Origin of the sequence: Streptococcus parasanguinis (assembly GCF_001069785.1) — a bacterium.
GTDB classification, from domain to species: Bacteria; Bacillota; Bacilli; order Lactobacillales; family Streptococcaceae; genus Streptococcus; species Streptococcus parasanguinis_T.
Map to the genome: position 1 here is coordinate 20714 of NZ_JVSR01000082.1, position 23531 is coordinate 44244.

The window sequence follows — 23531 nt, forward strand, 5'->3', positions numbered from 1 at the left end:
ATGGCAAAATTACTTATCTTACACCCCTATCGTGAAACTTACACCGATATTTACTCTTGTCTTTCCAAAAATCATCACTATACACTCCTGATTGATGATAGCAAAGTAGAATCATTTGAAACGAATAAACCAACCAATGTCACTCTAGTTACTACCCAACATTATCCTGAAAAGAGAAAAGAAACCTCACAAGGAATCCTACAACGATCTCATTTCGATGCGATTGTTGCTTTAGATGAGTTTGATATGGTATTGGCTGCAGAATTACGAGAACAATTTCATATTAAAGGACAATCAGTCAGTCAAGCTAAAACTTTCCGTGATAAGAGTAAAATGACACAGAAAGTTAATGAACTAGGTTTTAAAATCCCCCATTCCCGGAAAATCTCATCTTATGAGGAATTGAAAAACTTTTTCAAAGAACATGAAGATATTATTCTAAAACCTTTGGATGGAGCTGGTTCTGTTGATACTTTTCATTTAAAGAGAGAGACTGATTTGGTTTCCTTTCATTCTGATCATTTTTGGAAAGATAAGACTGTCCTTGTTCAAGAATACATCTATGCAGATGTCTATCACATAGATGGCTTTGTTTATCAGGGGAATATCATCTACTGTGAACCTTCCCAATATATCTACAATCCCTTGCTCATTAAAAAAGGTATCTCAGCTGCAGCGGTTTCCTTAGACCATACTTCAGAACAGTTCAATAAGCTTGTTGACTATGCTTCTACACTAAGCCATGGACTTTATCCCAATGGAACATTTCTTTTTCACTTAGAGGTGTTTTACGATGGACACGAAATCATTTTTTTGGAAATTGCTTCACGCATTGGTGGTGCACGGATTCGTCAAAATCTACAATATAAACTGACCTACAATCCTCTTGAGCTTCTCTTGACAGCCATCTGTAGTGACACCTTACCCATACTTCCAACCGTATTTCCAGTTACTGGCTGGCTCCTAACTGCCAAAATGGAAGGAGTCATCCAACAACTCCCAGAACTAACGGAAACGATAAAAGAACAGTATTCTATCTTTGACTATATTACTTACACGCAAATTGGTAAACAGTTGCATTCTGCTTTTCACAGTGCAGATGCTGTTGTCGGTTTTTCTTGTCATGGTTCAACATTCCGAGAAACAAAAAACAATCTCTTAGGAGCTGAGACTTGGGTGTTAGAAAACACGAGGTATAAAAAATGAAATATTTTATTTATCGCTTTTCTCCTGCAAGTATTGGTATTAAAGCAAACGAAAATTTAGGTATTATCTGTCCTAGCAGACAAGAAAAAAATTATCTTTCAGTTGGATTTTTAAAGAACCAAATTTTTTGTATAGATGATTTTAGTCAAATTAATCTACTCTTTTTTTTCAAAGATATACAGAACATAGAGGATATTTTCACACTAGATGAAGGACTCATGCATATTGTCGGTATCTTAAAATCGCTTTTTACCTCCGATGAAGAGGCTTGGAAAATCGCTTATACTTATAAAGACAAGAAAATCATGCGCACTCAGCTGAGTGAACAAATCAGTCAGCCTCAACTATTGAACCCAAATGATATTCTTCCTAATACCTTTCTGATTAAACCTAGATGTGAAGCTTCTGGCAAAGATATTCATATTATCTCTCAAATACCAGAGTATTATACAGCTGAGAATTTTCTTTTAGAAAGTCAGGAACAATTTGATACCATGTTTACTTGTGATGGTATAGCTATTAATGGAAAAATCCAATACTTTTTTACACATGAATATATAGGAAATATCCTAGATATTAAAACAACCTTCATCAATATCGTCCGTACAAACTCTCACTATAATAATCCCCTCTTCATTCAACGATTAAAAACTGAGACCCAAAAAGTATTGGACAGTTTAGGAACTGAGAAAATACATCCTTTCCATGCAGAGTTCTTTTATAACTCCACTACTGATGAGGTAAGCTTTTGTGAAATTGGAAAGCGGTTTGGTGGAGGAAATATTCCTTTGCTTATCAAATGTGCATTTCAAATTGATATCCTAGATACTTACTGGAACCTTATAAATAGTGTTTCTATACCAGCAGAGATTCCAACATCGCCCAGTAAAATTGCACTGACTTTAGCTATTTTTCAGAATGGCCATCATCAAGCTCCTCCAAAGCTCCCTATCCCTATCGAATTTTTTAGAGAATATCCTGAAAAGATAAACTGCCCTGCTCATTCACTAGATGATTTACGCTATCTCATCACTACTAGTGTAAAGAATGAGAAGGAATTTACACTCATAAACGAGCTACTTGAGGAATATAAGTATGAACAAAGAGAATAAAAATATCCTACTACTGATTATCAGGGGACAAACAACAAACTTGGGTAATATTATTTTTGATTATGCCAATAAATTATTAATCGCAAACCTTACCGTTCAATCCTCATTCTTTATGATGCTTTATCAGTCTAGCGAATCCATTGTTCGCTTACTATTTAATCTATTTGCAGGATATGTTGCTGATTTTAGCGATAGAAAACGCATGCTCATTCTAACAGATGTGATTGCTGCAATTGCAACTTTCTTACTATTTTTATTTTATAATCCGCAAAATATCTGGATATTGGTTGTTGTCAATATATTACTGGCTATTTTATTTAGTTTTAACGGCCCAGCTTATAAGGCTATTATAAAAGACCTTCTTTCCAGCGATGGAATCTTTACCTATAACTCTATTTCTAAAATAGTGGCTGAGATTGTTGGAGTTGGAGCACCGCTAGCTTCCGTCTTTGTTATCCATCAATTTGGATTTAGATATGGTATGCTGATTAACTCTTTCTCTTTTATTATTTCAGCTTTGTGTGAATATCGTTTTCACATTTTACATCACCATAATACTATCCAATCAAAATTTTTTACTGGATTAAAAGAAGGTTTTACCTACCTCTATGAAGACAAAACACTCCTAACCATTTTAATTTCTTCCGCTTTTCTAAACTTCTTAGATGCGATCTATTCCTTCTATCTTCCATTCACAGCAACGTTTTCTCAATTTCATCAAATTTTTGCCTATATTCTCGTTTCTCAATCTATCGGAAGTATCATAGGAGCTCTTATCATCAGTCTAAACAAGAAAAAAATTGAACCGAGATACTTTCTTCATTTCTTATTGCCAGGTGCAGTCTCCTTAATACTTATTAATCTTTTTCAGTCCTCGCAAATTATCTTATTGATTTTATTTTCTCTGTTCTCTACAACTGTTTCAATGTTCAATGTGAATTTAATGTCACATCTCCAAGTTTCTATAGATTCCAATTTCTTAGGACGCATTTTTAGCATCATATTCACTATTAGTGGTATCTTTGCTCCTTTCGGAACTATGTTTGCATCATGGATTGATTTTAAAAATTGGCAAATATTTCAATATATAGGTATTGTTCAACTGTTGATTTATATAATCAGTTTACTAGCACTTAATAAGAGTTACCAAAAAAGTTAAATCATCCAGCTACGCAGCACAAAATTAGGAAGATTATTCAATTCCAAATTGAAAATCTTTTTGAAATAAGCTATAATAAATTTAAGTAGTGATAGGAGATAGGATAGTGCCTACAATCAGTTTAACACGTGATATAAAGCTAACAAATGAAGATTCTTTAAAGATTTTCAACAATCAACCATCTGAAAAATTATAAGAATTATTGAAATCTATTTAATCATAAGATACTACCACTCTAACGGAAAATAAACTCATTTCAAAATATTTATAACTCATCGCTCTTATAATCATGACCACCCGTCTAACGGGTGGTTTGTCCCAGAGCTATAAGCCCAAATTACCAGCCAGCGCCTAAAGTCGCTGGCTTTCACGTTGTTCAAGCCTTATTGCTCTTGACTCGTCACTTGCCTCTCAAAGAGGCGGCTTTAGTATTACTTACCACTATCCCTAAAGGGATCCTCATATTCTTTTACACTTAATTTATCTAGTGCTATATCATGCTTTTCCTGTTCTTGAATATATTTCTTAATTGTGGCTTCATTAAGCCCTACTGTACTCACATAATAACCTTCCGCCCAGAAATGCCGATTCCCAAACTTGTACTTGAGGTTGGTATGCCTGTCCAACATCCTAAGTGTACTTTTACCTTTTAAATAACCCATGAAACTCGAAACACTTATCCTCGGTGGAATACTTCCTAACATTGGCTTGAACACCTTTATTGTATCGAGTTCGGAGTTTTTTTGGCATAACATTCGACGCGCACTCGCATAGCGAGTGATTTTTTTTGTCTCGCACCTAGCGGAGCGAGTCGGACTAATAGTCACATAATAAAACGCATAATTTCAAGTTTTTCAACACCTGAGACTATGCGTTTTTTAGTTCTAAAAAATTTTCGCCCACCTTGAACAACTAACAAAAGTTATAAGTAGACTATATTTTTAAACTCAAGATCTAACAACCATTTCGATTAGTTAAATCTTTCAATCTTTCTTCTCCAGTTTTAAGCATCTCTTTCTCTACCTGACTCCACTCCCCAAACAGTAACTCTTGAAGAACATCTGCTGCTGAAGTTGTATTTTCTCCTGAATCATATACACAACTTCTATCTCGTTGATAAATTTGAATTCTTTCAACGATAGCCAGTTCTTCCAATTGTCGTGTATTATCAACTAGATGATTTACAATGAAATCATGATGTTCTTTTGGAGTTGCGCGTGCTTGATTTGGATTGATAGCGTACAGTTCTTCGTATCGGATAAGGGTGCTCAGATAGAACAATTCGGGCTTTGTCGCAATTATTGCTAATTGTACTTCATATCCCCTACTTTTCAAGAGTTGTGCTGTTTTCTTTGGAACGTCAATCGTTCGTAAAGTTCCCTCTATCAAAAGATTGTATCCCAAATGACTCAATTCTGTTACTAAAGACTCTACCATTTTACCTGCAAAATATTTGGTGTATTCTACACTATCTTTGCCATATTCTTGCTGAAGTTCTAAATAGTGTGGATGCTGAGAACGAAAACTATCGCCATCTGTGATAACAATATTTCCTTGAAATTCTTTCTGTTTAATACGATGAATTGTAGTCTTGCTAGCACCACTTTGCCCTCCAAGCAAAATCGCTATAGGGGTTGCTTACTGGACTTTTTTCCTCTTGTTAGAGAACGAAGATTCCGTGCTAAAGCGTGTTTGAATTCACTATCAGTATAATCTTGAATTTCCATTAGGCTACCATCCGTTTTTCAGATATCTCTAACATACGTTCAATTCCATCGAAATAGTCGCTATACCTCTCTATTTCATCAAAATTTTCTACTAAATAGATATTCGTATGAATCAAGTCAGATAGATCATCACTCATTAAAATCCAAGGATTAGATTCATCATCAATGCTAATCCCCTGACTATCTTGATAACGATAGAGTCGAGATAATAGATTAACACCTCTTTCTTTCACAATTTCAATTTTTAAAGTCAATTCATAATCTTCAACAGGATTTAGCATTTTATCTTCTCTACAATATCTACATAAGATACATTAAACTTTTGACAAATGATGTCTATATTAGCTCCGTAGAGACTGAATTAGTTCCATTTTCATAACGACTCAAGCTATTTCGAGAAATTCCTATAATTCGAGCAAATTCGGGTTGTGTTAAGTCATGAGTTTTACGTAAGGACTTTATGTTCTTTCCAATCATGGCAAACTCCTTTATTTTTAAACTTTCATTATAGCATAAAAAAGCAGAACGCACCAATTTTGGTGCGTTGTTTCTTGTTTTTCTAGCCTAAACTTTACTTCTAAAAAAGCCACCTTAAAGAGTAATTCCTTTTGCGGTGGCTTTTCAAAATACTATACATTAAAATACTCTTGTTTAATTTTTGTAAGCAGATTGTTAGCAACCGAAGTTACACCAACATGCATCAGTTCAGGATCAGAATAATCTAGTTTACGAGCATAGCCTTCTGCAACAATCTGAGCAATACGCTCATCCAATTTATAATTAGAGGCTTTTAATAGTGCTTGAAATAATTCTGAACTATATAGTTTAATATTATTTTCCAATGATACTACTGCCATTTTTGTAACTCCTCTCCTGTTTTTGATTGATAAACCTTCTCTATTTTCATTATATCACAAAAAGATTGGTTGTGGATGGATAATTGTTTAAAAGAATATGGTTTTCTAAATTCAGCAAGCATTTCTTCTTTTGTAATTTCATTCTGACGAAAACGAGCTAAAGCTTGGGTTGGATTGTCATCAGTCTGAACACCATAGATAAAATCAAAATGGTGTTGTAATGAATCTGGATTTTCCCGATTTTGAAAGACAAATTCCGCAAAATCTAAATCTGACTCTGACTTTTTATGTTTTGCAAAATAGTGACAATGATAGTCAGGGTTCTTAAAAATTTCTATAAAATTTGAAATACGAAATTCTACTATAATTCCTACTTCTTCTTCTGAGTCAAAAATATTATTATTAGAGGTGCTTCGATTTAATACTTCAACTTGCTTGTTAATAAATTTTCTAGCTTGTTCAAAGTCAGGCGTGATATAGAAACCAGGACCAAAATCTAGCTCACTCCCTAAGTTAAATTGAACATTGATACCTTTTTTTAAGGATTCTAAATGTCTCAATAATGTAGCATGAAACCACTGCGTCTGACCTAGTTGCTTTTCCTGCTTGGTAGTCAACTCCAAAATATTTACTTCCTTCTCTAGTCTATACTAAAAGTATAACACAAGACTTTATTCAAGTAAAAGAAAATTTTATGAAACTATTCACTTTCTTCCATCTTTCCTAAACCTCTCTAAATTCTTCTCCAATTGTTCCTTATAAAGTTGATTCTTATCTTCCTTTAATGTGTCGTCCAAAGTTTCTTCTCTATAAGTTGATTCTGTTTTTATCTGTTCTGATCCTTGATCTGGAGTAAAAATGATATCTAGCAGTCGGTCTATTTTTTCAAGATCTTGGACAGACATATCAGATAGTCTATGAATCAGCTTTTTAAATACATCACTATTGTCGTGATTTTTCTTAAAAAATGTTGTAAACATCTATAACCTCTCAAAAAAAAGCAGCCTATCAGGACTGCTTAGTGTAATTCGGAAATCGCATCATAAATTGACTGCAATTTCTTATTGTCTTTATTCTTTGTGTCAATCAACGTATGTAGCTCTTCAATTTTCTTTTGACTGCTTTGAATATCGCTATTGTTATCCGCAATAAGTCTTTTAAGATGTTGCTGATAACTTGTAGTGATATCTGTCTCTTTTCCGGTTCTAACCTCTGTAACTTTGGGTTTAGAACTAGAATTTGATTTCGTCATAGGTGCTTGTTTGCGCTTTTGAAAAGCTGCTTCATAATTTACATCATTACCTCCTTGATGATTTCCAAATAAGGCCGCAATTTTATCTGGATCTTCTTGATTTTCTGATTTACTTTCTAATGGTTGATTAAAATTCCAATCTTTTGTCATTCACTCATTTCATCCTTTCTAAATTCAGAATCATCGAATTGTCTTTCTCTACCGAAGGCATGGTCAAGAGCTTCTTCAAAACTCATGTGACTAATGCTTTGACGCCTTTTGAACGTCGCAAACATCGCTGTCTCCAGTTGCTCTTTGTAAGCAGCGAGTTTTTCTGTCTCTCTTGCTACCTTGCTTTCTTGCCTAGTGACCTTTTCTTCTAAGCGTTCAATAATGGTTATATACGATCCTCCTTCATTCTAATATTAGCTAAAACATCTTGATTTTGTTATCACAATTCTAAACATTGAGAGGTTAGTCTTACTGATTGATTCCTCAATGTCTCTTTTGCATTCTCGATCATCAATTGTAAATCTGATTTCTTTTCTCTAAGGACATCATTCCAGTCTACTTTTTCTTTCCCAGATTCATTATCAGGGAAATCCAGGAAAACAGGAAATCCTGATTGATATAACTTATCAGAAAAATCTTTTCCTGCATCATCACAATCTACCGCAAGTGTCAATAAATTTGGATGATTATCAAAATAGCTGGTGGTATCACGAATTGTATTGATCAAAGGCAATAACTTTGAAGGTATTACTGTATCTAAAAATTCCAACTTCTGATTTTCTTCAGCTATCAGTCGTAAAGTTTGATAAGCAACAACAGACCTTTTTAATCCCTCCATAGATACCAAACGAACATCAGATAGATTTTGTTGATGAAGTTCGTAATAGCTCATCAAGTCGATGAACGATTCACAAAAGACCAGTCTATTTGGTTTACCAATGTCAAAGGATATTCCAACATGTCCATGGCTTCCTTTTAAAATCGTTTTTAACCTTTCTCTAGGAAGAGAGTGATTCTTATAAATCCCTTGTAAGCTTGCTGCCTGCAGTTTGTGACGATGATCAAAACTTTTAAAAACAATAACAGGTTCAACAGTTTCATTTGTTTTCCAACTGGCTTGTGCTATCAAACCTTGTTGAATCATCTTTTGTACGATTTCTTCTGAGATTCCTCTACATTCTGTTAAATAATATCTAGCCAGACTACAGCTAGAATCTTCTATTCTCTTTAAAGGATAATAAAATGGTCTATCTCTATTTTCTTGAACAGCTTCTTTTTGAAAAGGTTCTTCAGAAAGAAAAGTTAGAGCTTCTTTAAAGGAAGTTCCCTTAACAAGTCGAACAAAATCAATGACATCACCTTGAATATCTCTTGAAAACCATTTAAAAGTATTGGTATTCGAAAAAATTCGGAATGAATCGTGTTCAGGATGTTCATAGACACTGCTCGAAACTTGTTTAAAGGAGATACCTAAACGATTGGCTACATCAAGAATTGAAATTTGCTTACATTCTTCTATTTCCATGCAATATCATCATTTTGTTGTAGTATTTGGCAGTGATGGAACAGATGAGGATTCTTCTAAAGTTTTGGGAGTGGCCTTATCCAAATCATCTAACCCAGATTTCCAAACATGCACTTGATTGACCAATAACTTACCTGGTAGTTTAGAATAGGATAACTTAACTGTTCTTGTTTCTGTCTGATTAGTCTTTAATTGGTTGGCATTCTTTAAATCAGATACATAGGTTACATTATAAGAGACCATGGCAATAGCTTGATTCGTAGTCTGATTGACAAGATATCTGCTTTTTCAAAATGATAATCCAAAATATAATCCTTATACACTTGGTTCATGGCATCATTTTGACTTGACAATTCTTGAAAATAAGCCGATTCAGTCATATAAGGTTGAATGCGTGTATTATTTTCTCCGAGCTTTTCTTTCGTATAGTACTGAGTCAAAAATTCTTTTACAGTATCCGATGACAAAATTCTGGCTTTATCTTCTGCTTGTTTGTCCTCTACAAGTTTAGCTGCAGTCAATTCGATTTCTTTGCGACTTTGTTTAGCAGTGGAATGTTGACCAACAGTATATCCCATCATGAGAATAAAGCTAGTTGCGGCTACTGCTCCAACACTAATTAAGGCTTTAGTTTTGACTTTATTTAACATCTTAGACCTTCTTTCTATAAAAACTAGGTCAAGCATACCAGATAAATCTTGAAAAAGTATCACAATAGAAAAAGGACTCTACATTGAAAAAAGATCCTTAATTTTTTATAATACTATCAAATAATTGTCTCAAATTCACCGAGCTTACCACGGGAAAAACGAGGCCTGAGTAAAACAAGCGCACGGTATTTATACCCCCAAAAAAACCGAAATGTGTTGAAAGCGTATGATCAGTTTTATCATGACTAGATAATAGATGATGAAAATCAGGAATAGCCAAAATCTTATTCTTATGAAAACTCTTTTGAACTTGTGAAAAACTTATGTTAGTCATGTTTTAGAACTCTTTTCACGACAACCAACTCCCTATCCTTGATTTCCCAAATCTGATCAAAGCGTGATAGCATCTTTTCTTGACGGTGAAGTGTAAGGACGACAGCACTTGATAAGCTAAGTACCTTGTCTAATTCCTTTTGAAATTGGCTGGCATCCAAAGCAGAAAAAGGCTCATCCATGATAATTAGCGGACTATGACGATTTTTCTCCCGATTGAGATACATGTGCTGTTGCTGACCACCTGACAGGGACTGGGGTGGTATCTTTTCAAACTTTTCATCCCTAAAATTAGCCTCAAAAGTCTTGAAAATAGTGACATTATTTTCATAAGATGAGATAAAGGTGTGCTCCTGTTGCAAAATCATACCAAATTTTCCCCAGAGTTGATGAACAGGGAGATGATCAAGTGAGATTTCACCTTGAAAATCTCGGTCAGTCCCGTTTAAAATATTGAGCAGACTACTCTTTCCAGAACCATTTTCGCCGATGAGGGCAATCTTGTCCCCCTTGCGAATTTCAACGTGGGGAATAGTCAAGCTAGACTCCCCCAGTCGCTTGGTGATATGGTTTAGCATCAGGGTCTCGAAAGACATCTGAGGTGCCTGAACAGCGGACGGACGGCTGACAATTGCTTGAAAACTTTGCACCACAGGTTTGACCGACTCCAGCATTTGCAAGTCGTATAGGATTTCCTGAATTGGCTCCGAAAAAGCAGTGATATAGCCAAAGCCATGTTTTCAGCTATCGAACAACTTTGTAGGCTATTTCCAAAAGAGGCTCTTAAAACCTTCACTTCAGACAGGGGAAAAGAGTTTGCCTGCTATCCTCTGGTGGAGAACTTAGGAATTTCCTTTTTCTTTGCGGACGCCTATTCATCCTGGCAGAGAGGAAGCAATGAAAACGCAAATGGCTTACCAAGAGAATATTTCCCAAAGAAAACAGATTTAGCCACTATCTCTGATGAGGCTTTGAACAAGGCCTTATATGATATCAATCACCGACCACGAAAATGTTTAGCTTACATAACTGCTTGTGAAGCTCTAGAGGATGAGTTCAAGTATATGTTGCACTTATTCTTGCAATTTATCATTTATAAAAATATGTACTTTTCATTTATTAATCTACTATATTTTATCACAAAAACACACTGAGATACTCATCCCAGTGTGTTTATTTCATTTTAGGATAACTTCATCAGTAAACTTAAAGATTGATCATTTGTGAGTTCTGAAAGTAATAAAATTAATCTTTCATATCCAAGTTCTTTCTTCTGCTTGATTAAAGAATTCATAATCGCCACCAAATCCTCTGGCGTAAAACTTCTTAAGTAAAGTGTAACGTAACTTCTTTTTTTATTAGAATACAAGCTAACATGAATTGCATTATGTTCTTTTTGTCTAATTTTCATTTCTCCTGCAGACTCCCTAATATAGAACTCATACACTGTCTTTTTAGGATAGCAATCAAATGTGTTTTCGAATTCTCGACGATTTTTATAGAGAATATGACTAATGATGGTATAATTTTTAAGAAACATAGTTGTTTCCTCCTTAAATGTTATTATAATTAGAGTATGCCATTTTTTTATAATAATAAAAATAAAAGTTTTAAAAAAGATAAATGTATTGTTTTGCTTATTGAATCTTTTGTAGACTTATTTCTTTCTCACATTCCCCATTTTTTTGTGCTTCTAATTATCTGTGTGTTTAGCGTTGACAGAAACGTATGTGTAAGTCACGCTAAACACTCAGTCCGAAATAAAACCGTATAACACAAAAAAGAAAAAATTTGTTTTTTAGAAGTATCAATTTATGGCATACTATAGATATCTAAAGATTGATTAAGTAGAGACGTAACTAAATAGCTACGTTTTTTTTAATATTTAAAAGGAGGTAGCTATCGTGGAAATAGCAGGTTTAAGCTGAGTTAAGAAAGAACCAATTTTTGTATTTCACTAACTAAAAAAATAAATGTATAGATAATAAAAGTAATGTCAATAGCAGTAAAAAAATTTTTTGATCATAACAAAGGAAAGTATAAAAGTATAAGAACGAAAGTAAATAATAAAAGTCTAAAAATAGAATACAAAAAACTAGCTTAACTCAGTTGCTAAATTCAAAGCATTTAAACCTGAAAAAGAGTAAAAAGAAAAAACAACAGATTTTTATCTGTAAGGTGGAACTCTACATTTTATTTGAATTGAGTCAACTTGTCATGTTGTAAAATGGCCTGGTTATCTTCTTAGCCATAAATTAAGAAGCGCCCTCAGCACAGGGAAGATACTACATCAGTGAATATAAGCTTAAGTCACTGCACTACTTCAACTTGAATTAAAAAAGACCTTAAGAATTTTCTTAAGACCTTCTTTAAAAGCACATTATCTATAATAGAAAGGAAAGAACTATGGCAAAGAAGAGACGTAGTCGTGCTGATCGACGAAAAGCCAAAGAGAAAGCTAAGAAACAACAGATGGGTTCTCTAACTACTTTCGAAGGCCGTAAACAATTCGTCCAATCAAAAGGACTAACTAATCTAGTCACGCGCTTTAAAAAAGGAAAGGGTATCAAGCGAAATGAATCCAAAAAAACGGGAGAGGACATTCATTTAATCCATACCGACCGAACTCTTCATAACTACGCTGGTTCCTGGAGCCGATTTGCTTCCTTTGTTGCTACAACAGCTACTGCCGAAGAGTTAGAAGCTCTTGATAAATCTAACGATAAAGAGGGATGGATTGACTTGGTAAATCAATATTTAGAACATTGTAAAAAATCAGGGCTTTCTGCTCCTACTCAGTCAACCTATAAAGCAGCATTGGCGAAAGTTTTAGGAATATCTTCTACTGCTTTTATTGCAACAGATATTCGATATCGAGCCAACAAAAAAAATAATCGCTTAAAATCTAATGACGATAGAATGTCTGAAGAAACGAATAATCGATGGTTTTCAATCGTATCTGCCACTGGACTACGAAAAAATGAGCTAAAAGCAATTACTGGTGACTCACTCTACCAACGTGAGGATGGCCGATATTATCTTAAAATCATTGGTAAAAAGCATAAAACAAAAGGAGCTAGAGATCGTTGGGTTCCGATTATCACACGAGACAAAGAAGAATTAGAGAGGCTTGTTGAGGAGTTTAAGCTAGCTGGTAAAAAGCGTGTGTTTCAAGTTCCATCTGCTTTAAAACCTCATAAATATCGTGCTGAATACGCAAAACGTCTTTATCTTCTTGTCGCGAGAGATCCCAAAGATATCAAAGATAAAAAAGAAAAAATTTTTCTAAGAGGAGAATTAAGGGGAGTCGTCCTGGATCGAAAGGCCAGCTTAATTGTATCGCGTGCTCTCGGACACAATCGACCAGAAGAATTTCAAAAATCGTATGCATATAAGTTAATCGCACAAGCAAACTAATAAACTTACTTTGTAATGTTTTAAGTGTATCAAATCTAAAATCATTTTTTTCACATCTTTATTCTTAATCTAAATGAAAAATAAAGTAGATAAGAACCTACTTCTTTCTTCAAACCATTATCACTACGCGTTTTTCAAACAATCAAACATTAAGTTCTTTTGTTTTAAAAAAATTTTTTTCATTTTTTCATTATTTTTTTTGAAAAAAAAAGGGTTTTTGAACAAGTTCCTGGCATACTAAAGAATAGGGGGTATAAAAAGAAAAAATTTTTAATCTTACCCCAAACAACATACTTTATCAAAATACTATGTGAAAGGAATTTAATCGAATGGCTAGAAGAAAATTAACACAGGAAGAAGAACAAAAACGTTTAGAAGTAAAAATTGAGAATGAAAAAAAGATACTAGAGGCTTTCTCATCAATGCCTTGTTTTGCTGGAATAGATAAATGTAAATTATCCCTACAGGATTTTTCTTTAGAGTGTAAAGAAATAAAGAATTTAAAATATGATAGTACTTGTAACTTAAAGACATCTATAGATGGAAAGTTGCTTAGTTTAGATATTAAATCAGAATTTTTCGGGAAAATCACTATTTCTTTTGATGAATCAAATTTTAAAACATCGTACTGTTACATTGAATTAATTCATGGGGGGTTAAATATCGAAACGGCTGGTATTGAGGGGATTAAAAGTAGATTAGCAAACGCAATCGATTTTATTAAAAATAATTACGGTATTTTGATTACTTACTCGACTGCCCTCTTTCTCGAAATGGAACTTGCTTATACAATTGCCTTTGATAAAACTCCAAACTTACAGCTCAGAAGTTTTCTACACAAATGTCTTTCATCAGGATACCCTCCAAATTTTGGAAATGAGAAAAGTAAAAAGAACAACTATGACTATCCAATTTTGAGTTGTAAGATTAGTAATGAAGAATTAACCGTTACTTACGATAAAATTGAAAAAGCAAAAAGAAAAGGACAAATCAGAAGAAATGGTTCAAAACTAGATAATATTAATGTCCAAAGATTTGAACTAGTATTAAAGAAAAATAAAATTAAAAAATTTTTGGGAACCAATTCTTTAGATTTACTGAATGATGCACAATTGATAGAATATTTGGAAACAAAACTTCATTCAACAATAAATGTGTACATAAAGTTAATTGAAGAATCAAGTGCAAAAACTAAAAAAGTGATTCAAGATGTTTATAACAAATACGGTCCTAAAAGTTATATTAAAGAACTTTTAAATCAAGTAAATAATCATTCTCTTAGATTTTTGTCTCCTTTGGTGTTAGACGAAGAAATTATAGCATTGTCGAATATTGCTCCTTTCAAAAATAAAGGTAGAACCAAAAGAACAATAATAGACTCCTTCCAAAATAGTGAAAAAAAATATTTTGAAAAAAACGAGACCGGATTAATGATTACTTGGCACGTTCGAGATATATTTAAACTATTTTATGAATCACTAGAAGTTGCTAAAGAAAAAGGTTTAGGATGTCATAAAGATGCTAAGTCGACTCATACATTTAAGCATGTTTTAAAAGATTATTCATTAGATTATAGAAATAAAATTTTAAATAAAACTATAAGATCTAATACTCGAAATCAAAAGAATAAAATTAGAAACCATGTTTTAAAAGAATTCCCTGATGTAGATTTAGATATTAATAAAAAATAAAGCAAATTAAATAATAATTTTTTTACATTTATGGCTGTAAACCTTGATACAACAACAAACATGTATTTATATGTACACAGTTTTCGTTTGATTATTTGAGAAAGGAAATAGATATGTGTGAATTTTTTAGAACAAAAAAGAGCTTGTTTCTAAACTTTGGCCGGTATCAGAAACAAACTCAAAAAATAACAGTAATAATATCTATTACCTTTTTCTATTATCGCAATAAAATTTAGAAAATTCAAGAGGATTATTAATTATGAAACAAACAATGAATAAAGAGGATTTGATTAATATGGGTTACAATCCCTATACTGCGGTTTCAATCATTAGACAAGCTAAGCAAATTATGGTACAAAAGGGGTATGCCTTTTATAATAATAGACGTTTAGGGCACGTCCCAATCAGTGCTGTTGAAGAAATTCTGGGTGTTTCACTTCACGAGGAGGGATAATGCCACAATATCAACAGAAAACAAAATTTCCTGGAGTATATTCTGATAAAGACGGAAAATATTTTCTTCAAACCGAATTTGGTCGAGATAGAGTTACTGGGAAACGTGTACGAAAGAAATCTAGGGTAGATCAGCATGGAAAACCATTTAAATCGGCCTCAGATGCTTATAAAGAATTAACTCGCCTGAAACATGAATATCATCAATCTCAAGGTTATTCTAACTACCGTATGAAATATCGGCAATTTATGGAAGACCATTATATTCCATACTATAGAACAACAGTTGAGCACAGTACATTTTCAGTGCGAGAGAAAAATCTTTTACAGCTTTGTGATCGTTTTGGTGACACCATGCTTCGTTCGATAACCCTTGAACAAGTTCAGATGTTTCGCACGTGGTTACTGACTAGTCAAGATGAGGATGGTGCCGGATATTCACAAGGATATGCTAGCCTCATCTTTGGCATGTTTAGGAAATCATTGGACTATGCTTTGCAAATGGGATATGTGGAAAAAAACATTTCTAAGCAATCTAATGCAATTCCTAAAGGAAAAAGTAATGTCCCATATTGGACTAAGAGCGAATTTGAAGCTGTTATTTCGAAAATTTACATTGAAGATGTATATGAACATTTAAACTTCGTGATGATTTGGGTATATTTCATGACTGGCGTACGTGTAAATGAAGGTTGTGCCCTTCAATGGAATGATGTTGACTTTGATAAGCAACGCCTACGAGTTCATCATATGCTTATTGTTAAAAACAAAAAAGAATGGACACGTAATTCCTATTCGAAAACTAAAGACGGAAGAAGGATGATTAGTTTAGATAAAGATACTATTGATGTGTTAAAAAAATGGCGTGAAGCTCAAAAAAAGATTGGACTAGGACACGAGAACGATTTTATCTTTTCATACGATGGCTTACCTATGTTGAAATCTACAATCTCAAGGATTATTAAAAGGTACGCCAAGATTGCTCACGTAAAGCCTATCCAAGCGAAAGGTCTCAGGCACAGCCATGCATCGCTGCTAATTAATGAATTAAATGCTGATGTACTTATTCTATCAAAACGTTTAGGACACTCTTCTCCTGAAATCACCTTGAAACACTACTCGCATCTATGGGATGGCGCTGATGAAGCTATCACTAATGAAATGGTCGGAATTATTAATGTTTCTTTCCCATCTTCTAGCTTAGTACATTTCAACGGGAATCAATCAATTTCAAAATAACATTCCCACCAAAAACCCCACCAAAAAACAATTAACACCTTGAAAAGCCTGTTCTATAAAGCTTTTTGAGGCGACTGCAACCATTGAGTGGGAATAAAAAAAGGTCCGGAGGACCTTTTTTTCATGAGCTTTAAAACAATAGAGCGAGTTAAAGGTCCGCGGGACCCTCTTCGTGAGCTTAACATAAGAATTTAGCCATTCTAAAAATAGCTAATCGCACACAAAAAGCACTCTGACTTCTTGTCAAGAGTGCTTTCCTGCTATTTTTAGCCAACTAAACCACTAAAGAATTTGACAATGGCATTCCAGATGGCTCCGAAGAAGCCGGCAATGGCATTCCACGCATTTGTGAAGAAATTTCCACTGTCTTTTAGAATAGCATTGGTATCAAAATTGAGATTGATATTGTTAAAGGTATCGCCTGCCTTGTCTACGATACTATCTTTCAGATCCGACAAAGTTTTAGTAAAGCTTTTGCTACTGATGACGCTACTCTTTGAAAGGTTCACTGCGAAATTAACAATCAAATTAATCTGGTCGCCTGTCACAGTTGTATCCAGCTTATAATTTTTAAGGGTTTCTTCGACGATCTTTCGAATATCATCCTTGCTTAAATCCTGATTGTTCTGTTTGGCATTGGCTACTGCCGTTTTTATGTCGGTCAATGCTACGTTTAACTTATCCGCATCGAAGTTTTTCTTTCCCGCGTTTTCTTCATTGATCCCGGATAGAGTCTTTAACTCTTCTTGAGCCAGATCTTTGCTTTCTTGAGAAACTTTGGCACCATTTTTCTCAAGCGAGTAATAGATCCCAGCTAAAGCACTTTCTCCAGTCACTTGGATAGGTGAAGCTACTGTAATTTGAGCATGCTCCAATCCAAGTGTAACGGCTGCATTACGATACATATCTGCAGTGACCTTGGTGATGTTTTGAGGCGTCACGATATTGACTTCTAGTGGCTTATTTTTGCCTAATTTTTGAATTTTAACAGAGGAATAAAGTTCCAAACTATCATCGTTGGTAACGTTCATAATCGAAGAATAAACCTCTGGTGTCATGGTCTTCCACTCTTCTTTATCTTTCGAACTATCGTAGTTCAAGAGACTCAAAGTTTGTTCGATTTGACTTTGGTCTAGTGAATAGCCCAAAACATAGTCTGGTTTGACATAGGTTTCGTCGATGACTTTCTGCACATTGTTATCTGCAGAAACCCGAGGGACAGCGGTAAACAAGGCTAAAGTCGTCGTTACAAACAATGCAATCTTCTTTAATTTCATCTTTTTCTTCTTTCTAACTCAAATCAACTCTGGGCATCTCTTATTACTTTTCTCACCTCACTAGAGATGAAAAAAGAAGTAAATAAAGAGTTTACCCACTTCGATTTTTATTATACAGTTGATTTCTTAAAACTAGCTTACAGTTTTTTTAAGAATGCATGACATTTTTATTTTCCCTAAAAACTGGAGGCAGAACTGATCAGCTTAAAAAAAGAGCCAATTGGCTCTCTGGAAAATGATTAAAACCATGAAAATAACTTCATAATCGTCATATTGGTTTCTACTAAACGAGAATAATAAATGTTACCCCCATTAATGTAGAGTTCCATCCCGTTTAAAAGAGAGATAGGGTGGAGGTAAAGATAAGTTTCACCGGTTACATTGCCAAGACTTGGCGCTACTACATCCCGTGAATAAGCGCGGGCCAACTCTAGGGAATTTGTTCCACCGTGTTTTGCGACGTAATCGATGTAGTCTTTCCCAAAATTATAGGCTTGAACCGCAGTCCAGCTATCAACGCCTTTTTTCTTGGCTTCTTTTAACTCATCTGAAAGAGTTTGAATTCCTTGGCGAATACTGGCCTTATTATCACTAATAGTATTGGTCTCACCACTTGCACTCTCACTCGCCTGCATGACATCGTCTTCTCTGCCTTTGGTCTCCGTATAGATCATAGCCAGAATGAGGTTTTCATTGGCCGTGGTGTCCTCCTCAGCAAGGACTTCTCTAACCAGGGAGCGGTACTGCATGACTTGTTTGACATCATGGTGGATCTGAACACCCTTGTAGATTCCAAATATTAGTAAGATGAATAAGAAGATCTTCACTATACGTTTAATCATTATTTACTCTGTATATCCTCAATATTTTTGATCAGAATAGAATAGGTCCCGTTCTCGTTTAGAATAAATTCAACAGATTCTGCATCTTCATAGACATTATTCGGAACGATCAGTTCAATTCCATTTGACAATGACAATTTCTGATTTTCGAACTTCTTCAACTGGCGACTTGCATCAATCTCTTCAAAGGTGACAGGCTCTGGTACAGCTTCTTTAACTTGGTCAATAAAACTAAGCCGGGCAGTCAGATTGTCGTCGAAGAGATCATCCGCTAATTTCTCAGGAGAGAGTTTATTTTCTTCCTCAATATGGTTGAAAATAGCTGATTTAACCTTTGATTGAAATTGAAAATCATCTGTGTTGAAGCTTTCCGCAATCTTCTGGGCTGTTTTTTCTAGTGCCTTGATCGATTTTTTAGGGGAGATCTTGGGTTGCGCCTGCAACAGATTCTCAGAAAAATAGTTCAAGAAAGTCCCGTTGTACTTGATCCGTTTTTCAATCAAGTGGTATTTGTGGCTTTGAAGATTGATGACCAAAGCTTCATCTGCACCAGTCCCAAAACCAGGTAGATTATTTTGCGTCAGCTTAATCGGATTGTCCACTTCACCGCCAAGATGCGTCAAGGTTTCCCGTAAGGCGATCCGAAGAAAGGCAAAATGGTCCACCCCTTCTTTTGAGAATTGAATGAACACCAAATCGTTAGTCTTTTGATTCTCAGAGACGACAAATTCTTCCTTCCAGCGATTCGCTACTGCGACCGAAGTTTCTAATAGGTCATCTGAGATCATCTCAAGAAAAGGATTGTCCTCTTCGAAAATACCGGTCCTGGCTTCATCAGAGTAGACCCGTTCAATCTTCTTACGCAAGTATTCCTCAATTTTAGGTGTGATATTGAGAAATTTATCTGCTAGATAGAGATCGGTATCGTCAGGGCTAAATTGATGAATGATGGCTTTTTTTACGTAAATATCCATAAGATGGTTTAGTCCTCGTAAAGTGGAAAGGCGTCTGTCAAGGCTTTGACTTGGCTACGTACTTCGTCTAATACTTCTTGCTTGTCCGCATTCTTCAGCGCTTTGATCATCATTTCAGCAACGGTGCGACTTTCTTTTTCACCAAAACCACGAGCGGTGATGGCTGCTGCACCAATCCGAATCCCACTGGTCTTAAATGGAGACAAGGTTTCATAAGGAATAGAGTTCTTGTTGAGGGTGATATTGACTTCATCCAACAAGTTTTGCGCCACTTTTCCATTTTCAACGACTTTAGTGACGTCGACAAGGAAAAGGTGGTTCTCTGTTCCGCCTGAAATAACGCGGAAATCTGGATCTTGCAAGAAGACATCAGCCATGGCCTGACTGTTCTTAATCACGTTAGCTGCATACTCTTTAAAGGCAGGATCCAGCGCTTCTTTGAAGGCGACAGCTTTGGCTGCAATGACATGCTCCAACGGTCCTCCTTGAATACCAGGGAAAATAGCTGAATTAATCTTCTTAGCCAAGTCTTCATCGTTGGTCAAGATCAGACCTCCACGAGGGCCACGAAGGGTCTTGTGAGTGGTCGTAGTCGTGATATGGGCATAAGGAACCGGACTTGGATGAAGACCCGCTGCCACGAGACCAGCAATATGGGCCATGTCAACCATGAGCTTTGCTCCTACTGCATCCGCAATCTCACGGAATTTAGAGAAATCAATGATATGAGAGTAGGCTGAGGCACCAGCGACGATGAGTTTTGGCTTCACTTCTTGGGCTTGTTTTAGGATGGCATCAAAATCCAAGAGCTCTGTTTCAGGATCTACACTATAGGACACAAAGTTATAGGTTTGACCAGAGAAGCTCACAGAAGCTCCGTGCGTCAAATGCCCACCGGCAGCTAAATCCATCCCCATGACAGTATCACCAGGCTCAATCAAGGCCATATAGGCAGCACAGTTTGCCTGACTTCCTGAATGTGGTTGAACGTTGGCAAATTTAGCACCAAAGATTTCTTTGGCTCGTTCGATCGCGAGACTTTCGACCACATCGACCACATCTGTCCCGCCATAGTAACGACGACCTGGGTAGCCTTCGGCATATTTATTGGTCAGAATAGACCCTTGAGCAGCCATCACTGCCTTAGAGACGACATTTTCAGAAGCAATCAACTCAATATTATTTTGTTGACGCTCTTCTTCTTTAGCGATCGCATTCCATAGGTCTGCATCATAAGCTTTGTAATCTTCTTTATCAAAAATCATCGGTCTACTCCTTTATAAAAAATTATTTATGTACATTATCACTGAGGAAGTTCATCATCCTCAAAGGAAAGCTCGGGCACATGTGCAAGCAAATCAGCTTTGGTAATTGAACCTTGTCGCAAAATCCTTGCTTTGGAACCAGAGATATCCAAAATAGTTGAATCTTGTCCAGTCAGAAATTCATCATCCTCGACACCAGGAACCACTTGATCAAATTCGCTTACAATGGCCTTATACTTTGTTCCACTTGCATGACCTGAAAGATTGGCCGAGGGACCAACCAAAGGACCGTATTTACGAATTAATTCCAATGTTTTTGGGTGAGCCGGAATACGGAAGCCAACTGTATCCAATCCTGAATGAATCCAGCCAGGTACCTTTTCATTTGCCTGAAGAATAATAGTCAGAGGCCCTGGTAAAAATGAATCAACCAGTTTTGTTAAATAACTAGGTTGATTTTTCGAATAAAGTCGAATTTCTTCTTCGCCGGCTACATTTAAATTCAGAGCCTTGTCTCTCGGTCTACGTTTTAATTCGTATATATAATCGACTGCCTCTTGATTCAAAGCTTTGGCGAAAATACCATAGACTGTCTCAGTTGGCAGAATAACTGCACGTCCTGCTTCTAATTCTTTCTCAATGTGATCCATTGTCTACTACTACCATTCTATCTTGTCCAAATTGGTCTTTCAGAACGCGAACTCGTTTGTTAGGAAACGCTTCTTGAAAGAGCTCTTTTACTTTGGCTCCTTGCTTATAGCCAATTTCTAGATAGATCTTTCCGTCTGGTGTTAAAACACTTGGTGCTTGCTGGGCAATCTTTTCGTAGATAGCATATCCATCACGATCCGCAAAAAGAGCTAAGTGGGGTTCAGAGGCTAAAACATTGGCTCCGACTTCTTCTACATCATCATGGGAGATATAAGGAGGGTTGGACACAATCAGGTCATAGGGACCTGGTAGCTGCTCCAAAACATCTGACGACTTAAATTCAAGGAAAGCTTCTAACTGCTTGGCATTTTCTTGAGCCAGGGCTAAAGCCTCTTCTGAGACATCACTAGCTTGAACCTGCCAGGTAGGTCTAGCAAGGGCTAGGCTAATAGCAATAGCCCCACTACCTGTTCCGATATCTAGAACTCGTAAGGCTTTCTCATCGTTTTCTTCAAGAATAAGAGCGACCAATTCTTCCGTTTCAGGTCGTGGAATCAGCACACGCTCATCAACTGTAAAAACATGACCAAAAAATTCTGCGCTGCCAATAATATATTGGGCAGGGACGTGATGTTTCAGCTGCTCAAAGATGGATAGAAGCAAGGCCTGATCCTCTACTTTTACTTCTGTTTGCAAGGCAAGGACAAAGTCTGTAAAGGTCCAGTTTTTTAAAGCACGATACGCGAAGGAGAGGCTTTCTGCTTCCTCTCCAATGGCTATTAATTCTTCTTCATACTGGGCTAATAATGGTCCCAACAACATTATTTGTTCAACTCTTCTAGTTTTTGTGTTTGATCATACAAGACCAAAGCATCGACCACTTCATCTAATTTACCAGATAAGATGGTATCCAGTTTTTGAAGGGTCAAGCCAATCCGGTGATCGGTCACACGGTTTTGAGGGAAGTTGTAAGTCCGGATCCGCTCTGAACGGTCACCAGTCCCGATAGTAGACTTCCGCTCAGCGTCTTGCTCGTCTTGGGCAATCTGAGCAAAGTGGTCAGCCACACGCGCACGGATGATCTTCATGGCTTTTTCGCGGTTCTTTTGTTGCGTCCGTTCTTCCTGCATCTCGACCTTGATATTGGTTGGCAAGTGAACGATACGAACGGCTGTAGCGACCTTGTTGACGTTCTGTCCACCCGCACCAGATGCGTGGTAGATGTCAATCCGAAGGTCTCTTGGATCAATGTCATACTCGACTTCTTCGATTTCTGGCATGACCAGAACTGTGGCAGTTGAAGTATGGACACGACCTTGGCTTTCTGTCACTGGAACCCGTTGCACCCGGTGGGCACCAGATTCATACTTGAGTTTCGAGTAGACTGATTGACCAGAAACCATGGCTACGACTTCTTTGATCCCACCAACGCCATTGTAGGAAGCTTCCATGACTTCAAAGCGCCAGCCTTGGCTTTCTGCATATTTTTGGTACATCTGCAAGAGGTCACCAGCAAACAATTGGGCTTCGTCTCCTCCAGCTGCCCCACGGATTTCCAAGATAATGTTCTTGTCATCGTTTGGATCTTTAGGAAGAAGTAAGATCTTCAATTTTTCTTCGTACTCTTCTTTTTCAGCCTTAGCATCTTTTAGCTCTTGCTTGGCCATTTCTTCCAAATCCGCATCGCCGCCTGCTTCCTTAATCATTTCTTCAGCGTCGACAATGTTTTGAAGGACTTGTTTGTACTCTCGGTAAGCTGTCACCGTATCACGGCTGGAAGCTTCTTCTTTTGAAAGCTCCATAAAGCGTTTGGTATCAGAGACCACATCTGGGTCACTCAATAATTCCCCTAACTCTTCATAACGGTCTTCTACAGCTTGTAGTTGATCATAGATATTCATGTTTGCTCC

The 23531-nt window shown here is 36.1% G+C and carries 24 protein-coding genes and 4 pseudogenes; 8 read left to right on the top strand and 20 right to left on the bottom strand.

Annotated features, from left to right (window positions below; translation table 11 throughout):
* From ADG03_RS07265 to ADG03_RS07275, 3 genes are read left to right on the top strand one after another with little or no spacing between them, the layout of a single operon-like run.
* The gene (locus ADG03_RS07265) at positions 1 to 1206 is read left to right on the top strand and encodes an ATP-grasp domain-containing protein (protein ID WP_007521754.1); all 1206 of its coding nucleotides are present in this window, start codon (positions 1 to 3) and stop codon (positions 1204 to 1206) included.
* Positions 1203 to 2318 (top strand): ATP-grasp domain-containing protein, encoded by a 1116-nt coding sequence (locus ADG03_RS07270; protein WP_007521752.1) that lies wholly within the window; start codon positions 1203 to 1205, stop codon positions 2316 to 2318. The genes ADG03_RS07265 and ADG03_RS07270 overlap by 4 nt, the downstream gene beginning before the upstream one ends.
* Positions 2302 to 3477 carry an MFS transporter gene (locus ADG03_RS07275; RefSeq protein WP_007521749.1) on the top strand — a complete coding sequence of 392 codons (1176 nt, stop codon included), beginning with the start codon at positions 2302 to 2304 and terminating at the stop codon, positions 3475 to 3477. The genes ADG03_RS07270 and ADG03_RS07275 overlap by 17 nt, the downstream gene beginning before the upstream one ends.
* Positions 3478 to 3908: 431 nt before the next feature.
* Here ADG03_RS07275 and tnpA read toward each other — a convergent pair whose 3' ends face one another.
* From tnpA to ADG03_RS07335, 12 genes and pseudogenes are all read right to left on the bottom strand, one after another.
* Complete coding sequence (gene tnpA, locus ADG03_RS07280; RefSeq protein WP_371106497.1) at positions 3909 to 4304, bottom strand: IS200/IS605 family transposase; 396 nt, start codon at positions 4302 to 4304, stop codon at positions 3909 to 3911.
* Between the two features lie 127 nt (positions 4305 to 4431).
* Positions 4432 to 5204 (bottom strand): annotated as a pseudogene (gene pezT, locus ADG03_RS07285) (type II toxin-antitoxin system toxin PezT).
* Positions 5204 to 5485, bottom strand: coding sequence for a hypothetical protein (locus tag ADG03_RS11885; protein WP_007521739.1), 282 nt, complete (start codon positions 5483 to 5485; stop codon positions 5204 to 5206). Before ADG03_RS11885 ends, pezT begins: the two are co-directional and overlap by 1 nt.
* Before the next feature lie 55 nt (positions 5486 to 5540).
* Positions 5541 to 5681: a helix-turn-helix domain-containing protein gene (locus tag ADG03_RS11890; protein ID WP_239667201.1), complete on the bottom strand. Its 141-nt coding sequence runs from the start codon at positions 5679 to 5681 to the stop codon at positions 5541 to 5543.
* A gap of 152 nt (positions 5682 to 5833) precedes the next feature.
* Positions 5834 to 6061: a hypothetical protein gene (locus tag ADG03_RS07295; protein ID WP_007521736.1), complete on the bottom strand. Its 228-nt coding sequence runs from the start codon at positions 6059 to 6061 to the stop codon at positions 5834 to 5836.
* Positions 6052 to 6684 carry a DUF3990 domain-containing protein gene (locus tag ADG03_RS07300; protein ID WP_007521733.1) on the bottom strand — a complete coding sequence of 211 codons (633 nt, stop codon included), beginning with the start codon at positions 6682 to 6684 and terminating at the stop codon, positions 6052 to 6054. The genes ADG03_RS07295 and ADG03_RS07300 overlap by 10 nt, the downstream gene beginning before the upstream one ends.
* An 81-nt stretch (positions 6685 to 6765) precedes the next feature.
* Complete coding sequence (locus ADG03_RS07305; RefSeq protein WP_007521731.1) at positions 6766 to 7041, bottom strand: hypothetical protein; 276 nt, start codon at positions 7039 to 7041, stop codon at positions 6766 to 6768.
* A 38-nt stretch (positions 7042 to 7079) separates the two neighbouring features.
* Positions 7080 to 7463: a DUF5945 family protein gene (locus tag ADG03_RS07310; protein ID WP_007521728.1), complete on the bottom strand. Its 384-nt coding sequence runs from the start codon at positions 7461 to 7463 to the stop codon at positions 7080 to 7082.
* Positions 7460 to 7693, bottom strand: coding sequence for a DUF5965 family protein (locus tag ADG03_RS07315; protein WP_000152422.1), 234 nt, complete (start codon positions 7691 to 7693; stop codon positions 7460 to 7462). Before ADG03_RS07315 ends, ADG03_RS07310 begins: the two co-directional genes overlap by 4 nt.
* A 50-nt stretch (positions 7694 to 7743) precedes the next feature.
* Positions 7744 to 8829, bottom strand: coding sequence for a toprim domain-containing protein (locus ADG03_RS07320; protein ID WP_007521724.1), 1086 nt, complete (start codon positions 8827 to 8829; stop codon positions 7744 to 7746).
* A gap of 9 nt (positions 8830 to 8838) precedes the next feature.
* A pseudogene (locus tag ADG03_RS07325) lies at positions 8839 to 9479 on the bottom strand (peptidylprolyl isomerase).
* A gap of 326 nt (positions 9480 to 9805) precedes the next feature.
* Positions 9806 to 10543, bottom strand: a pseudogene (locus tag ADG03_RS07335) (ATP-binding cassette domain-containing protein); the annotation flags it as partial.
* Between ADG03_RS07335 and ADG03_RS07340 the strand changes: the two are divergent.
* Positions 10538 to 10870, top strand: a pseudogene (locus ADG03_RS07340) (IS30 family transposase); the annotation flags it as partial. The pseudogenes ADG03_RS07335 and ADG03_RS07340 overlap by 6 nt on opposite strands.
* A gap of 125 nt (positions 10871 to 10995) precedes the next feature.
* Here the strand turns inward: ADG03_RS07340 and ADG03_RS07345 are convergent.
* Positions 10996 to 11352: a hypothetical protein gene (locus ADG03_RS07345; protein WP_007521713.1), complete on the bottom strand. Its 357-nt coding sequence runs from the start codon at positions 11350 to 11352 to the stop codon at positions 10996 to 10998.
* An 866-nt stretch (positions 11353 to 12218) separates the two neighbouring features.
* Between ADG03_RS07345 and ADG03_RS07350 the strand changes: the two genes are divergently transcribed.
* The 4 genes from ADG03_RS07350 (at position 12219) to ADG03_RS07365 (ending at position 16612) form a co-directional block, all read left to right on the top strand.
* The gene (locus tag ADG03_RS07350; protein ID WP_007521711.1) at positions 12219 to 13229 is read left to right on the top strand and encodes a site-specific integrase; all 1011 of its coding nucleotides are present in this window, start codon (positions 12219 to 12221) and stop codon (positions 13227 to 13229) included.
* A 329-nt stretch (positions 13230 to 13558) separates the two neighbouring features.
* The gene (locus tag ADG03_RS07355; RefSeq protein WP_007521710.1) at positions 13559 to 14920 is read left to right on the top strand and encodes a hypothetical protein; all 1362 of its coding nucleotides are present in this window, start codon (positions 13559 to 13561) and stop codon (positions 14918 to 14920) included.
* Positions 14921 to 15179: 259 nt separating this feature from the next.
* Entirely contained in the window at positions 15180 to 15374 is a 195-nt protein-coding gene (locus ADG03_RS07360; RefSeq protein WP_049473220.1) for a DUF3173 domain-containing protein, read from the top strand.
* Positions 15374 to 16612: a tyrosine-type recombinase/integrase gene (locus tag ADG03_RS07365; RefSeq protein WP_007521706.1), complete on the top strand. Its 1239-nt coding sequence runs from the start codon at positions 15374 to 15376 to the stop codon at positions 16610 to 16612. The genes ADG03_RS07360 and ADG03_RS07365 overlap by 1 nt, the downstream gene beginning before the upstream one ends.
* Positions 16613 to 16878: 266 nt before the next feature.
* Here the strand turns inward: ADG03_RS07365 and ADG03_RS07370 are convergent, their stop codons facing one another.
* The 7 genes from ADG03_RS07370 to prfA all read right to left on the bottom strand — a co-directional run bounded on the left by ADG03_RS07370 (position 16879) and on the right by prfA (position 23522).
* Positions 16879 to 17889, bottom strand: coding sequence for a DUF1002 domain-containing protein (locus ADG03_RS07370; RefSeq protein WP_049473221.1), 1011 nt, complete (start codon positions 17887 to 17889; stop codon positions 16879 to 16881).
* Between the two features lie 239 nt (positions 17890 to 18128).
* Positions 18129 to 18731, bottom strand: a complete 603-nt coding sequence (locus tag ADG03_RS07375; protein WP_023918108.1) for a lysozyme family protein — start codon at positions 18729 to 18731, stop codon at positions 18129 to 18131.
* Positions 18731 to 19705, bottom strand: a complete 975-nt coding sequence (locus ADG03_RS07380) for a nucleoid-associated protein (RefSeq protein ID WP_003001540.1) — start codon at positions 19703 to 19705, stop codon at positions 18731 to 18733. Before ADG03_RS07380 ends, ADG03_RS07375 begins: the two co-directional genes overlap by 1 nt.
* A gap of 8 nt (positions 19706 to 19713) precedes the next feature.
* The gene (gene glyA, locus ADG03_RS07385; protein WP_049473222.1) at positions 19714 to 20970 is read right to left on the bottom strand and encodes a serine hydroxymethyltransferase; all 1257 of its coding nucleotides are present in this window, start codon (positions 20968 to 20970) and stop codon (positions 19714 to 19716) included.
* Between the two features lie 38 nt (positions 20971 to 21008).
* The gene (locus tag ADG03_RS07390) at positions 21009 to 21620 is read right to left on the bottom strand and encodes an L-threonylcarbamoyladenylate synthase (protein ID WP_031577155.1); all 612 of its coding nucleotides are present in this window, start codon (positions 21618 to 21620) and stop codon (positions 21009 to 21011) included.
* A complete protein-coding gene (prmC, locus tag ADG03_RS07395) occupies positions 21607 to 22443 on the bottom strand; it encodes a peptide chain release factor N(5)-glutamine methyltransferase (RefSeq protein WP_049473223.1) in 837 nt (278 codons plus the stop codon). The genes ADG03_RS07390 and prmC overlap by 14 nt, the downstream gene beginning before the upstream one ends.
* A complete protein-coding gene (prfA, locus tag ADG03_RS07400) occupies positions 22443 to 23522 on the bottom strand; it encodes a peptide chain release factor 1 (RefSeq protein ID WP_045759437.1) in 1080 nt (359 codons plus the stop codon). Before prfA ends, prmC begins: the two co-directional genes overlap by 1 nt.
* Positions 23523 to 23531: the final 9 nt, after the last annotated feature.